The organism is Streptomyces sp. NBC_00234, assembly GCF_036195325.1.
GTDB lineage: Bacteria > Actinomycetota > Actinomycetes > Streptomycetales > Streptomycetaceae > Streptomyces.
On sequence record NZ_CP108101.1, the window covers coordinates 3,631,069 to 3,644,376 of the forward strand.

Consider the following 13,308-nt stretch of genomic DNA (forward strand, 5'->3'; position numbering starts at 1 on the left):
GAGCAACCACCGTCGAACATTTGCCGACGAAATGGTCTCTGGATTCCCCGAAGAGAATCTAGATGCTCCTTAGAAAGGAGGTGATCCAGCCGCACCTTCCGGTACGGCTACCTTGTTACGACTTCGTCCCAATCGCCAGTCCCACCTTCGACAGCTCCCTCCCACAAGGGGTTGGGCCACCGGCTTCGGGTGTTACCGACTTTCGTGACGTGACGGGCGGTGTGTACAAGGCCCGGGAACGTATTCACCGCAGCAATGCTGATCTGCGATTACTAGCAACTCCGACTTCATGGGGTCGAGTTGCAGACCCCAATCCGAACTGAGACCGGCTTTTTGAGATTCGCTCCGCCTCGCGGCATCGCAGCTCATTGTACCGGCCATTGTAGCACGTGTGCAGCCCAAGACATAAGGGGCATGATGACTTGACGTCGTCCCCACCTTCCTCCGAGTTGACCCCGGCAGTCTCCTGTGAGTCCCCATCACCCCGAAGGGCATGCTGGCAACACAGAACAAGGGTTGCGCTCGTTGCGGGACTTAACCCAACATCTCACGACACGAGCTGACGACAGCCATGCACCACCTGTATACCGACCACAAGGGGGGCACCATCTCTGATGCTTTCCGGTATATGTCAAGCCTTGGTAAGGTTCTTCGCGTTGCGTCGAATTAAGCCACATGCTCCGCTGCTTGTGCGGGCCCCCGTCAATTCCTTTGAGTTTTAGCCTTGCGGCCGTACTCCCCAGGCGGGGAACTTAATGCGTTAGCTGCGGCACCGACGACGTGGAATGTCGCCAACACCTAGTTCCCAACGTTTACGGCGTGGACTACCAGGGTATCTAATCCTGTTCGCTCCCCACGCTTTCGCTCCTCAGCGTCAGTAATGGCCCAGAGATCCGCCTTCGCCACCGGTGTTCCTCCTGATATCTGCGCATTTCACCGCTACACCAGGAATTCCGATCTCCCCTACCACACTCTAGCTAGCCCGTATCGAATGCAGACTCGGGGTTAAGCCCCGAGCTTTCACATCCGACGTGACAAGCCGCCTACGAGCTCTTTACGCCCAATAATTCCGGACAACGCTCGCACCCTACGTATTACCGCGGCTGCTGGCACGTAGTTAGCCGGTGCTTCTTCTGCAGGTACCGTCACTTGCGCTTCTTCCCTGCTGAAAGAGGTTTACAACCCGAAGGCCGTCATCCCTCACGCGGCGTCGCTGCATCAGGCTTTCGCCCATTGTGCAATATTCCCCACTGCTGCCTCCCGTAGGAGTCTGGGCCGTGTCTCAGTCCCAGTGTGGCCGGTCGCCCTCTCAGGCCGGCTACCCGTCGTCGCCTTGGTAGGCCATTACCCCACCAACAAGCTGATAGGCCGCGGGCTCATCCTTCACCGCCGGAGCTTTTAACCCCCGCCCATGCAGGCAGGAGTGTTATCCGGTATTAGACCCCGTTTCCAGGGCTTGTCCCAGAGTGAAGGGCAGATTGCCCACGTGTTACTCACCCGTTCGCCACTAATCCACCCCGAAGGGCTTCATCGTTCGACTTGCATGTGTTAAGCACGCCGCCAGCGTTCGTCCTGAGCCAGGATCAAACTCTCCATGAATGTTTTCCCGTAATCGGGAGAGCACCATAAAAGAGCGGAACGACCGAGTCGGAATATGACCGATCGTTCACAGCGTCCTCGCTAGTGTTGCCTACCCGCCACATGGGCCGGTAGGACTTCAAAGGAACCACCAACCCACCGAAGTGGGCCGGGGTATCAACATATTTGGCGTTGACTTTTGGCACGCTGTTGAGTTCTCAAGGAACGGACGCTTCCTTCGGTCCCGTTTCACCGGGGCCCTCCGGGCGCTTCCCTTCGTTCTTGCGTTTCCGACTCTATCAGACTCTTTCGTGTCCGATTCCCGGTCGAAGCGGGTTTCGCTTTCCAGTTCTTCGCTTTCGCGTTTCCCTTTCCGGCGAGTCCGACTCTATCAGATCCTTTCGGGCCTGATTCCCAGTCAGTGGGGGGTTGTCTTCCCGGCTGTTGGGCCGTTCCGACGAGTGAGACTTTAGCGAATCCCGGGCCCCGACGCTAATCGGGTCACGCTCGTTCGAACGCGGATTCCTCATTTCGCAAATGCGCACAGAAAGCAGTGCGACAGCTGTCGCTAGCTTCTAGTGGTTCCTGCGGAATGGCTGTCCGGGGACCGACCGGAGTCGGCGCTCACGTCGGACAACTCGGAGCACATTACGGTTCGGTGCGGGGTGTGTCAACCCCCGGCCTGGGCGCGTTGTCGTGGAAGGCGAGACGGTAGTCGCGGGGGCTGGTGGAGAGGTGGGTCGCGAAGTGCTGACGCATGGTGATCTCGCTGCCGAAGCCCGTGCGGCGGGCCACTTCGGGGAGAGGGAGGTCCGTGCGCTCCAGGAGCTTCTGGGCTGCGGCGATGCGTTGGGTGATCAGCCAGCGGAGCGGTGTCGTGCCCGTCGTGGCCTGGAAGTGGCGGGCGAAGGAGCGCGGGGACATACCGGCGTGGCCGGCCAGGGTCGCGACCGTGTGGGGTTCGGCCAGATGCGTGAGGGCGTGGGCGCGCACCGAGGCGAGGGTGTCGGCGTCGCGGTCGGTGTGCGGGGTGGGGTGCTCGATGAACTGGGCCTGAGTTCCCGTCCGGAACGGGGCCGTGACCATCGAGCGGGCGATCGTGGCCGCCGCTTCGGCGCCGTGGGTCGAGCGCACCAGGTGCAGACAGAGATCGATGCCGGCTGCGGTGCCGGCCGAGGTCCAGAGGTTGTCGTCGTGGAGGAACAGAGCGTCCTGGACCACCGTCACCTGGGGGTGATGGGTGCGCAGGAGGCCGGTGAGGTTCCAGTGGGTGACTGCCTGGCGGCCGTCCAGCAGGCCCGCCTGGGCCAGGGTGAAGGCTCCTCCGCAGAGCGCCGCGATCGGGGTGCCCGCGGCGTGCGCGCGGCGGAGGGAGTCGAGGACCGGGGCCGGTGCGGGGGTCACGTGGTCGTCCAGGCCGGGGACCACGATCAGGTCGGCGCGGGTCAGCCAGGCGAGGGTGCGGTCGGGGGTGAGGGTCAGACCACCGCGGAGCGGGATGGCGGTGGGCTGCGCCGCTGTGCGGCGCAGGTCGAACGCGGGGACGCCCCGGTCGGTGCGGTCCACGCCCCAGACCTCCGTGATGACGGAGACGTCGAAGGCCCGGATGCCGGGGAAGGCGAGGAGTGCGATGCGCGTCGTGGCGGCCATCGTGGCAGTAAAGCATCGATCGATGGCTTTCACGGCTCTGGGTGGGCGGGCTGCGCGGGCGCAGGATCGGGGCATGGAGATTTCGGAGAACGCGGCGCTGGTTGTGGTGGACGTACAGGAAGGATTCGAGGAGGAGGCGTACTGGGGGCCCCGGAACAATCCCGATGCCGACCGGAACATCGCCGGGCTGATCGACGCCTGGCAGTCGAGCGGGCGGCCCGTCGTCTTCGTACGGCATGACTCGCCCAAGCCCGACTCGCCGCTGCGGGTGGGGTATCCCGGGAACGACTTCAAGGGCTATGTGGAGGAGCGGCGCGGGAAGGGGAGCGGGCCCGAGCTCTTCGTGACGAAAAGCGTGAACTCCGCCTTCTACGGGGCGCCCGATCTGGATTCCTGGCTGCGGGAGGGCGGCGTGCGGCAGATCGTCGTGGCCGGGATCCAGACCAATATGTGCGCGGAGACGACCGCGCGGATGGGCGGGAACCTGGGGTACGAGGTGTTCTTCGCGCTGGACGCGACGTACACCTTCGACGGGGTGGGGCCCTGGGGGTGGACGCTGGGTGCGCAGGAGCTGGCGCGGGCCACCGCCGTGACGTTGCACGGCGGTGGGTTCGCGCGGGTGGTGCGGAGCGCCGAATTGGTGGCCGCTGCGGGGTGACGGTCAGCCGTTGCCGGTGGCCAGTTCGCGGCTGCGGTCGCGGGCGGCTTCGAGGGCGGCGATGAGAGCGGCCCGTACGCCGTGGTTCTCCAGTTCCCGGATGGCGCTGATGGTGGTGCCGGCCGGGCTGGTGACGGCCTCGCGGAGCTTGACCGGGTGTTCGCCGCTGTCACGGAGCATGACGGCGGCGCCGATGGCGGCCTGGACGATCAGGTCGTGGGCCTGGGCGCGGGGCAGGCCGAGGAGGATTCCGGCGTCCGTCATCGCTTCGACGAGGAAGTAGAAGTACGCGGGGCCCGAGCCGGACAGGGCCGTGCAGGCGTCCTGCTGGGACTCGGGGACGCGGAGGGTCTTGCCCACGCTGCCGAAGATCTCCTCGGTGTGGGCGAGGTGCGCGGGGGTCGCGTCGCTGCCTCCGGAGATGACGGACATGCCCTCGTCCACCAGGACGGGGGTGTTCGGCATGACGCGTACGACCGGGGTGTGCGCGGTGAGGCGTTCCTCGATGAACGCGGTCGTGATGCCCGCGGCGGCGCTGATGACCAGGCGGTCGGCGGTGAGATGGGGAGCCAGTTCGTCGAGGAGCGTGCCCATGTCCTGCGGCTTGACCGCGAGGATGAGGGTGTCGGCGTTCTTGGCGGCCTCGGCGTTGGTGACCGGCTCGACCCCGTACCTGGTGCGGAGTTCTTCGGCGCGCTCGGAACGGCGCGCCGTCACCAGGAGGTCGGCCGGGCGCCAGCCCGCCCGGATCATGCCGCTGAGCAGTGCCTCGCCGATCTTGCCTGTACCGAGGACTGCGACTGTCTGGGTCATGGGTTCACCCTCCGGGCGGTGCTCTGTTCTCCGTGTGCGGTCGTCATCCTCGCATCGGCTCGTCAGGCCGTGCGGCGGCGGAGGGTGGCCGCGCCGAGGCAGAGGACGAGCAGCGCGCAGCCCGCCACGACGAGGACGTCGCGGACGAAGTCGGTGGTGACGTCCGTGTGGTGGAGGACCTCGTTCATTCCGTCGACTGCGTACGACATGGGCAGGACGTTCGAGATCGCTTCGAGGACGGGGGCCATCTGGTCCCGCGGGGTGAACAGGCCGCAGAGGAGCAGCTGCGGGAAGATCACGGCCGGCATGAACTGGACGGCCTGGAACTCGGAGGCGGCGAAGGCGGAGACGAACAGGCCGAGGGCCGTGCCGAGCAGGGCGTCGAGCAGGGCCACCAGGAGCAGCAGCCAGGGCGAGCCGACGACGTCCAGGCCGAGTACCCAGACGGAGAGTGCGGTGGCCAGGAGGGACTGGACGACGGCGACTGCTCCGAAGGCCAGGGCGTAGCCGGCGATCAGGTCGCCCTTGCCGAGGGGCATGGCGAGGAGGCGTTCGAGGGTGCCCGAGGTGCGTTCGCGCAGGGTGGCGATCGAGGTCACGAGGAACATCGTGATCAGCGGGAAGATGCCGAGCAGCGAGGCCCCGATGGAGTCGAAGACCTGCGGGCTGCCGTCGAAGACGTACCGGAGCAGCGTGATCATCAGGACCGGGATGAGCAGCAGCAGCGCGATGGTGCGGGGGTCGTGACGGAGCTGGCGCAGGACACGGTTGGCGGTGGCCGTGGTGCGGGCGGGGTTCAGGGAGCGGGTGGAGGGCGTGGTGGTGTTCATCGGCTCGTCTCCCTGCTGAGGGCGCTCGCGGTGGCCTCGTCGACCAGGTGGAGGAAGGCCGCCTCGACGGTGCCGGAGCCGGTGCGGGTGCGCAGGGCCTCGGGGGTGTCGTCGGCGAGGATGTCGCCCTCGCGCATCAGGAGCAGGCGGTGGCAGCGCTCGGCCTCGTCCATGACGTGGGAGGAGACGAGGATCGTCGTGCCCCGGTCGGCGGCGAGGGTGTGGAAGAGGTTCCACAGATCGCGGCGGAGTACGGGGTCGAGTCCGACGGTCGGTTCGTCGAGGACCAGGAGTTCGGGTGTGCCGAGCAGCGCGACGGCGAGGGAGACGCGGCTGAGCTGGCCGCCGGAGAGCCGGCCGGCGAGGACGTCCGCGTGGGAGTCGAGGTCGACGTCCGCGATGGCGTGGCCGACGACTTCGCGGCGGGCGTCGCGGTGGCGGCGGCCGGGCTGGAGGACGGCCGCGAAGTAGTCGAGGTTCTGCCGGACGGTGAGGTCGGTGTAGACGGAGGGGGCCTGGGTGACGTAGCCGATGCGGGGGCGGAGCGCGGGGTGCCCCGCCGGCCGGCCGAGGACGTCGAGGGTGCCGGTGACCTTGGCCTGGGTGCCGACGACGGCGCGCATGAGGGTCGATTTTCCGCAGCCGGAGGGGCCGAGCAGGCCGGTGATCCTGCCGGGTTCGACGGTGAAGCCGAGGTTGCGCAGGACGGTGCGTTCGCCGCGTACGACGGTCAGGCCGCGGGCCTCGATCGCTGGGGCGGTGGGTGCTCCCGGTGGTTCGGGGCGGTCCACGGAGACAGAATTCATCATGCGATGAATTTTGGTGCCGAGTCTCCTCCCCCGTCAAGAGAACCAGCGGAGTACGGAGGCGGAGCTCGGGGGCGCGAACGGAGGTGGTCGTTCACTCCTGTGCGCGGCAGCCGGTCCGCCGTCGGGGCCCGGCTGTGTATGTGTGCGGTGGGGGGCGCCGGGTGCGCCGCCGATGACCGCCGTGATCGTGCGCCGCGGCGCCGGAGGCGTGGGCCCGGGCGGCGGGATACGCGGGTGGGGGCGAGGGGTTCCGGGCGACCCGGTGGCGCCGGGTGGTTACTTGCGCTTGGGGCGCTTGCGGGCCGCCGGGTTTCCCGTACGGGTGGAGCGGCGCTTCGCGTACTGGGCGAGCGCGGTCTCGTACTCCGTACGCCGCAGCTTCTCGCCCGGGGCCTCGATGAGCGAGCGGAAGAAGTAGGCGAGCAGCGAGCCGATGAAGCCGATGGACTTCAGACCGCGCAGATTGTCCTCGCGGGCCTGGTCCTCGGGCCGGCGGCCGAAGCCCTCCCAGGTCTTGCGGAAGGCGATGGCGCTGCAGATGGCGAACATCAGGACGACCAGCATGCCGACGAGGCTGCCGACGTCCGCGATCTCCAGTCCCTGGTAGGCGAAGCGGAGCACGAAGCAGGCGGCGACGGCCGCCGCGAGCGAGCCGACGGCCACGCCGGCTCGCCGCAGCCCGTAACCGCCGTCGTGGCCGACCCAGGTCGTGCCGAAGAAGCGGATGGGTTCGGGCTGCGGGCCGGGCGCGGTGGCGCCGGAGGGCTTGCGGCCGGGACCGGGGGTCTCACTGTTCTCGCTGTTCTCGCTCACGAGGTCGATTATCCCCGGTCGGCGTCGGTGGCCGTCAGTCGCAGCGCGGGGCGACGTACCCGTCACTGCCTGTCTTGACGTAGGCGTCCGACACGAACTCTCCGTCGGCGATGTTGTCCCAGAGGTTGGTGGTGCCGTACGGACCGGTGATCCACTCCCCCGGCTTCTGGCAGTAGACCGGGACGCTCATTCCGTACGGCAGCGTCCGGACGATCCCGTACTTGGTGCCCGGCCCCCGCCGGACGTTGACCCGGTATCCCGGTGCGATCGGATAGCGGGTGACGTCGTCCGACGCCAGTACCGCGCTCTCCACAGCGGTGTTCTCTTCGATGGCCATGAGGCCCTCCCCCGTTGGAATCAGTTCATGCGACGCGCAGGCTAACAAGCCCCACACCGATCGCACACGCCATCGACTAGGCTCCGTGCGTCGCGCTTGCGGACGAACACACGGGGGTGGGCGATGCCGCCGCTGCGAGGGACCGGATTCGATCCGGAAGCGGAGCATCCTGAGTACGCCGGGCAGTACCGACTTGAGGCATGTCTCGGAGCGGGCGGCATGGGTGTGGTGCACCTGGCGCGCTCCGCATCCGGGCTCCAGCTCGCGGTGAAGATCGTGCACCGACAGCATGCGGCGGACCCGGAGTTCCGGGCCCGTTTCCGGCAGGAGGTGGCGGCGGCCCGACGGGTCAGCGGCGCGTTCACGGCGCCCGTCGTCGATGCCGATCCGACCGCCGCGCTGCCCTGGATGGCCACGCTGTACGTGCCCGGACCGACGCTCTCCGAACAGGTGAAGCGGAACGGGCCCATGGCCCCCGCGGAACTCCGCAGGCTGACCGCGGGCCTGGCCGAGGCGCTGCGCGACATCCACCGGGCCGGTGTCATCCACCGCGACCTCAAGCCGAGCAACGTGCTGCTCTCCGACTCCGGGCCCAAGGTCATCGACTTCGGGATCTCCCGGCCGTACGACAGCGACCTGCGCACGGAGACCGGGAAGCTGATCGGCTCGCCGCCGTACATGGCGCCCGAGCAGTTCCAGCGGCCCCGCGAGGTCGGGCCCGCGGCGGACGTCTTCGCCCTGGGAGCCGTGCTGGTCCACGCCTCGACCGGGCGTGGGCCCTTCGACTCGGACAGTCCGTACATCGTGGCCTACCAGGTGGTGCACGACGAGGCCGACCTCGCCGGGGTGCCCGCGGATCTGGCGCCGCTGGTCGGGCGGTGCCTGGCCAAGGACCCCGCGGAGCGGCCCACTCCGGACGAGATCATGGCGGCGCTCGCGCTGCACCCCCCGTCCTACGAGGCTTCCGCGTTCATACCGTCGCAGCGGCGGCCGGCCGCGGTGTCCAGGGCTGTCGCGGCACCGCCGGCGCGGAACACCGGCTCGGAGACGGACACCCATGTACGGGCGCCGTCCGGTCCGGAACCGGCGCGGCCCCTGCCCGGCCGTGGCCGCCGGGCGCGGTGGGCCGCCGCCGCTGCCGTCCTGCTGGTCCTGGCCGCCGGCGGCGCGGCCGCGGTCGGGCTCCGGGACGGCGGCGAGTCCCCGGGCGGTCCGGCCGGGGGCGGCAAGGGCGCGGTCCCGGCCGCTTTCGTGCCGTGGGTGACGCCACTGCCGTCGGCGGGCGGGTCGACGCCGGTCTGTACGGGAGCGGGCGGCGGGCTGTACTGCGCGGCGGCCGGCTTCGGAACGGCGCGGCTCGATCCGGCGGACGGCCGGGTGGCCTGGTCGCACCGGCGGTCCTCGGGGGACGCGCCGGCGGTGGGAGCACTGCCGGGAGGAGTCGTGCACGTATCCGACGCCGGTGGCCGGCTCCGGGTGTACGAGGCGGAGCGCGGCGGACAGCTCTGGGACCGGGAGCTGTCCCCGTACCTCGGTGTCCCCTTCTCGGCCGGGGACACGCTGCTGATGACCCGGGAGAACGGCACCGCCGAGGGGCTGGACGGCAGGACCGGGGCGTCCCGCTGGACGCGGGCGGTACCCGGTCACGTACGGCCCGACTACGCGCTCTACGACGACGGGTCCGGACTCGCGTACGCCTTCGAGCACGCGGCCGACGGCGCCACGACCCTGGTCACGGCGCTCGAAGCCGCCACCGGACGCACGGCGTGGCAGCACAGGCTGGACGGGACGCTCACCCCGGTGGGAGCGCCGGGCGGTGCTCTGGTGCTGACGGCCATGAACGCGGACGCCCAGACCGTGGGGCTCGTCCGCTACGAGCCGGGGCGCAAGGCCGTCGCACGGCTGGAGCTGCCCTTCCGTATGAACGAACCGGAAGTGGTGATGGGCGGGGACACGGCCTATCTGCTCGCACGCGGCGGGACGCTCCTCGCCATGGACACCGGCCGGGCGGACCAGGCGGCCGGGAGTGCCGAGCTGTGGCGTCTGGAGACCTCGGCCGGGCGGACCTCACCGCCCGTACTGGCCGGTGGGAACCGTCTGTGCTTCTCGGCGGCCGACGGGCGGCTGCTGGCCGTCGACACGGAACGCGGAACGCTGCTCGGTCAGACCAGGCCCCGGCTGCGGGCGGGAAAGCTGGCGTACGCCTCGGCGCTGCCCGCTCCCGTGGTGATCGGGCGGACCGTGTACGGAACCTCCCCCGACGGTTCCGTATTCGCCGTCGACGGGCGCAGTCCCGCGAACTGGTGAGGCCCCGGGTGCCGGTGGATGACCGGTGCCCGGGGCCGTGGAACGGTGCGGTGTCTCAGCCGAGCTTGGAGACGTCGCGCACGGCGCCCCGGTCCGCGCTCGTCGCCATCGCCGCGTAGGCGCGCAGGGCGGCCGAGACCTTGCGCTCCCGGTTCTTCGGCGCGTAGACGCCGTTCAGTGCCTCGCGGCGGGTGGCCAGCTCGGCCTCGGGGACGAGGAGTTCGATCGAACGGTTCGGGATGTCGATCCTGATCCGGTCGCCGTCCTCGACGAGCGCGATGGTGCCACCCGATGCCGCCTCCGGAGAGGCGTGGCCGATGGAGAGGCCCGACGTACCGCCGGAGAAACGGCCGTCCGTGACGAGGGCGCAGGTCTTGCCGAGGCCGCGGCCCTTCAGGAAGGAGGTCGGGTAGAGCATCTCCTGCATGCCGGGGCCGCCGCGCGGACCCTCGTAACGGATGACGACGACGTCTCCGTGGGTGATCTCCTTGCGGAGGATCTTGTCGACGGCCTCGTCCTGGGACTCGCAGACGACCGCCGGGCCCTCGAAGGTCCAGATGGACTCGTCGACGCCCGCGGTCTTCACGACGCAGCCGTCCTCGGCGAGGTTGCCCCGGAGGACGGCCAGGCCGCCGTCCTTGGAGTACGCGTGCTCGACGGAGCGGATGCAGCCGCCCTCGGCGTCCGTGTCCAGGGTGTCCCAGCGCTCGGACTGCGAGAAGGCGGTCGCCGAGCGGACGCAGCCGGGCGCCGCGTGCCACAGCTCGACGGCCTCGGCGGACGGTGAACCGCCGCGCACGTCCCAGGTCTTGAGCCACTCGGCGAGGGTGGCGGAGTGGACGGTGTGCACGTCCTCGTTCAGCAGGCCGCCGCGGTAGAGCTCACCGAGGATGGCGGGGATGCCGCCCGCCCGGTGCACGTCCTCCATGTAGTACGTGCCGCCGGGCGCCACGTTCGGCGCGACCTTGGCCAGGCAGGGGACGCGGCGCGAGACCGCGTCCATGTCCGACAGGCCGAAGTCCAGCTCGGCCTCCTGGGCCGCGGCCAGCAGGTGCAGGATCGTGTTGGTGGAGCCGCCCATCGCGATGTCGAGGGCCATGGCGTTCTCGAAGGCGGCGCGGGTGGCGATGTTGCGCGGCAGGACGCTCATGTCGTCCTGCGCGTAGTGGCGCTCGGTGATCTCGACGATCGTGCGGCCGGCGTTCTCGTACAGGGCCCTGCGCGCGGTGTGCGTGGCGAGGACCGAGCCGTTGCCGGGCAGGGCCAGGCCGATGGCCTCGGCCAGGCAGTTCATCGAGTTGGCGGTGAACATGCCGGAACAGGAGCCGCAGGTCGGACAGGCGTTCTCCTCGATACGGAGGATGTCCTCGTCCGAGATCTTGTCGTTGACCGCGTCGGAGATCGCGTCGACCAGGTCGAGGCTGCGGACCGTGCCGTCGACCAGCGTGGCCTTGCCGGCCTCCATCGGGCCGCCGGAGACGAAGATCGTCGGGATGTTGAGGCGCAGCGCGGCCATCAGCATGCCGGGGGTGATCTTGTCGCAGTTGGAGATGCAGATCAGGGCGTCGGCGCAGTGCGCCTCGACCATGTACTCGACGGAGTCGGCGATCAGATCGCGGGAGGGCAGGCTGTAGAGCATGCCTCCGTGGCCCATCGCGATGCCGTCGTCGACGGCGATCGTATTGAACTCGCGCGGCACCGCGCCCGCCGCCTTGATCGCGTCGGAGACGATGCGGCCGACCGGGGCGAGGTGGGTGTGGCCGGGGACGAACTCGGTGAAGGAGTTGGCCACCGCGATGATCGGCTTGCCGATGTCCTCGCTCGCTACGCCCGAGGCCCGCATAAGGGCGCGGGCGCCCGCCATGTTGCGGCCGTGGGTGACAGTGCGGGACCTCAGCTGGGGCATCGCGCTCGCTCCTTCGACGGAAAAGACTGTCTTCGAGCGTACGCCCCGGCTCCAAGATCTGGACAGCGTGTCCGGAATGCGGGACGCGATGCTCGGTGGGTGGGCGGTGGGCGGAACGGCTCCGGGCTGGCGGGGCGGCCGAATCCGGGAACGCGACCGGGCCGGTCAGCGCTCGGTCAGGTACCTCTGGAGCGTCGGCGCCACCATCGCGATGATCTTCTCCGGGTCCGCCGAGGCCAGCGGCTCCGCCTGGATCACGTACCGCAGGATCGCGATGCCGATCATGTGCGAGGCGGCCAGCTCCGCGCGGAAGGTCGGATCGGGTACGTCCAGCTCCCCCGCGATCCGCTCCAGCAGCCGCCGCAGCACGAAGCCGCGCAGCACCTTCGCCGCCGCCTCGTGGGTGAGGGCGGAGCGGATGATCGCCAGGAGCGGGGCTCTGGTCGCCGGATTCTCCCAAATGGAGATGAAGTAGCGGGCCAGCCGCTCCCCCAGCTCGTCCGGGGAGCCGTCGAGGACGGCGGGGATCACCAGGGCCGGCTCGAAGGAGACCTCGATGGCCGCCGCGAAGACCTCGTCCTTCGTACCGAAGTAGTGGTGGACCAGCGCGGCGTCCACACCCGCCGCCTTGGCGATGCCCCGGATCGACGTCTTGTCGTAGCCGCGCCCGGCGAACTCGGTGCGGGCGGCTTCGAGGATGCGGGTGCGGGCGTCGGGGCCGGTCGTCTCCGTCGTACGGGAGGGACGGCCCCGGCGACGGGGAGCGGGGGCGTCCGGCGTCATGGGCGGGGGGCCTGCGCGGACGCCGCCAGATGCAGCCGGGTGAAGGCCAGCGCCTCCGCGAGGTCGGCCTCACGTTCGGCGGAGGACATGGCGCGACGGGTGTTGACCTCGATGACGACATGGCCGTCGAAGGAGGTACGGGCCAGCCGCTCCAGCAGCTCCGCGCAGGGCTGGTCACCGCGGCCCGGCACCAGGTGCTCGTCCTTGCTCGACCCCTTGCCGTCGGCGAGGTGGACGTGGGCGAGCCGGTCGCCCATCCGGTCGACCATGGCCAGCCCGTCGGTGCGGGCGGTCGCGGTGTGCGAGAGGTCGACCGTGAAATGCCGGTAGTCGTCGTTGGTGACGTCCCAGTCGGGGGCGTACGCGAGCATCTCGCGGTCCCGGTAGCGCCACGGGTACATGTTCTCGACGGCGAACCGGACGTCCGTCTCGTCGGCCATGCGCCAGATGCCGGTGACGAAGTCCCGCGCGTAGTTGCGCTGCCAACGGAACGGCGGGTGCACGACGACGGTCGACGCCCCGAGCTTCTCCGCCGCGGCCCTCGCCCGCTGGAGCTTCACCCACGGGTCGGTGGACCAGACCCGCTGCGTGATGAGGAGGCAGGGGGCGTGCACCGCCAGGATCGGCACCTGGTGGTAGTCCGAGAGCCGCCTCAACGCCTCGATGTCCTGGCTGACCGGATCGGTCCAGACCATGATCTCGACACCGTCGTAGCCCAGACGCGCGGCGATCTCGAAGGCCGTCGCCGTCGACTCCGGATAGACCGAAGCAGTCGACAGGGCGACCTTCGCATCCGGAACGCGCACCACTGGTTCTGCCACCAG

At 69.4% G+C, this 13,308-nt stretch carries 11 protein-coding genes and 1 rRNA gene; 2 read left to right on the forward strand and 10 right to left on the reverse strand.

Annotation, left to right across the window (positions count from 1 at the left end; genetic code table 11):
• Positions 1 to 73: 73 nt before the first annotated feature.
• Both OG230_RS15680 and OG230_RS15685 read right to left on the reverse strand, forming a co-directional pair.
• Positions 74 to 1,599: ribosomal RNA gene (locus tag OG230_RS15680) — 16S ribosomal RNA — on the reverse strand.
• A gap of 627 nt (positions 1,600 to 2,226) precedes the next feature.
• Positions 2,227 to 3,228, reverse strand: coding sequence for a GlxA family transcriptional regulator (locus tag OG230_RS15685; protein ID WP_328910834.1), 1,002 nt, complete (start codon positions 3,226 to 3,228; stop codon positions 2,227 to 2,229).
• A 73-nt stretch (positions 3,229 to 3,301) separates the two neighbouring features.
• Here OG230_RS15685 and OG230_RS15690 point away from each other — a divergent pair, with 73 nt between their 5' ends.
• The gene (locus tag OG230_RS15690; protein ID WP_328910835.1) at positions 3,302 to 3,886 is read left to right on the forward strand and encodes a cysteine hydrolase family protein; all 585 of its coding nucleotides are present in this window, start codon (positions 3,302 to 3,304) and stop codon (positions 3,884 to 3,886) included.
• 3 nt (positions 3,887 to 3,889) lie between these two features.
• On the opposite strand, the gene proC is transcribed toward OG230_RS15690, so the two are convergent.
• The 5 genes from proC to OG230_RS15715 form a co-directional block, all read right to left on the reverse strand.
• Positions 3,890 to 4,699 carry a pyrroline-5-carboxylate reductase gene (gene proC / locus OG230_RS15695; RefSeq protein WP_328910836.1) on the reverse strand — a complete coding sequence of 270 codons (810 nt, stop codon included), beginning with the start codon at positions 4,697 to 4,699 and terminating at the stop codon, positions 3,890 to 3,892.
• Positions 4,700 to 4,761: 62 nt separating this feature from the next.
• Positions 4,762 to 5,529, reverse strand: a complete 768-nt coding sequence (locus OG230_RS15700; protein ID WP_328910837.1) for an ABC transporter permease — start codon at positions 5,527 to 5,529, stop codon at positions 4,762 to 4,764.
• Positions 5,526 to 6,338, reverse strand: coding sequence for an ABC transporter ATP-binding protein (locus OG230_RS15705; protein ID WP_328910838.1), 813 nt, complete (start codon positions 6,336 to 6,338; stop codon positions 5,526 to 5,528). The genes OG230_RS15700 and OG230_RS15705 overlap by 4 nt, the downstream gene beginning before the upstream one ends.
• A 276-nt stretch (positions 6,339 to 6,614) precedes the next feature.
• The gene (locus OG230_RS15710; protein WP_328910839.1) at positions 6,615 to 7,151 is read right to left on the reverse strand and encodes a hypothetical protein; all 537 of its coding nucleotides are present in this window, start codon (positions 7,149 to 7,151) and stop codon (positions 6,615 to 6,617) included.
• Positions 7,152 to 7,185: 34 nt separating this feature from the next.
• The gene (locus tag OG230_RS15715; protein ID WP_328910840.1) at positions 7,186 to 7,488 is read right to left on the reverse strand and encodes an SH3 domain-containing protein; all 303 of its coding nucleotides are present in this window, start codon (positions 7,486 to 7,488) and stop codon (positions 7,186 to 7,188) included.
• 123 nt (positions 7,489 to 7,611) lie between these two features.
• On the opposite strand from OG230_RS15715, the gene OG230_RS15720 reads away from it, so the two are divergent.
• The gene (locus OG230_RS15720) at positions 7,612 to 9,795 is read left to right on the forward strand and encodes a protein kinase domain-containing protein (protein ID WP_328910841.1); all 2,184 of its coding nucleotides are present in this window, start codon (positions 7,612 to 7,614) and stop codon (positions 9,793 to 9,795) included.
• A 55-nt stretch (positions 9,796 to 9,850) separates the two neighbouring features.
• On the opposite strand, the gene ilvD is transcribed toward OG230_RS15720, so the two are convergent.
• From ilvD to OG230_RS15735, 3 genes are all read right to left on the reverse strand, one after another.
• The gene (gene ilvD / locus OG230_RS15725) at positions 9,851 to 11,701 is read right to left on the reverse strand and encodes a dihydroxy-acid dehydratase (RefSeq protein ID WP_328910842.1); all 1,851 of its coding nucleotides are present in this window, start codon (positions 11,699 to 11,701) and stop codon (positions 9,851 to 9,853) included.
• A 165-nt stretch (positions 11,702 to 11,866) separates the two neighbouring features.
• On the reverse strand, positions 11,867 to 12,484 hold the full coding sequence (locus OG230_RS15730) for a TetR/AcrR family transcriptional regulator (protein ID WP_328910843.1): 618 nt from the start codon (positions 12,482 to 12,484) through the stop codon (positions 11,867 to 11,869).
• The gene (locus OG230_RS15735; RefSeq protein WP_328911414.1) at positions 12,481 to 13,293 is read right to left on the reverse strand and encodes a sugar phosphate isomerase/epimerase family protein; all 813 of its coding nucleotides are present in this window, start codon (positions 13,291 to 13,293) and stop codon (positions 12,481 to 12,483) included. The genes OG230_RS15730 and OG230_RS15735 overlap by 4 nt, the downstream gene beginning before the upstream one ends.
• Between the last annotated feature and the right edge of the window lie 15 nt (positions 13,294 to 13,308).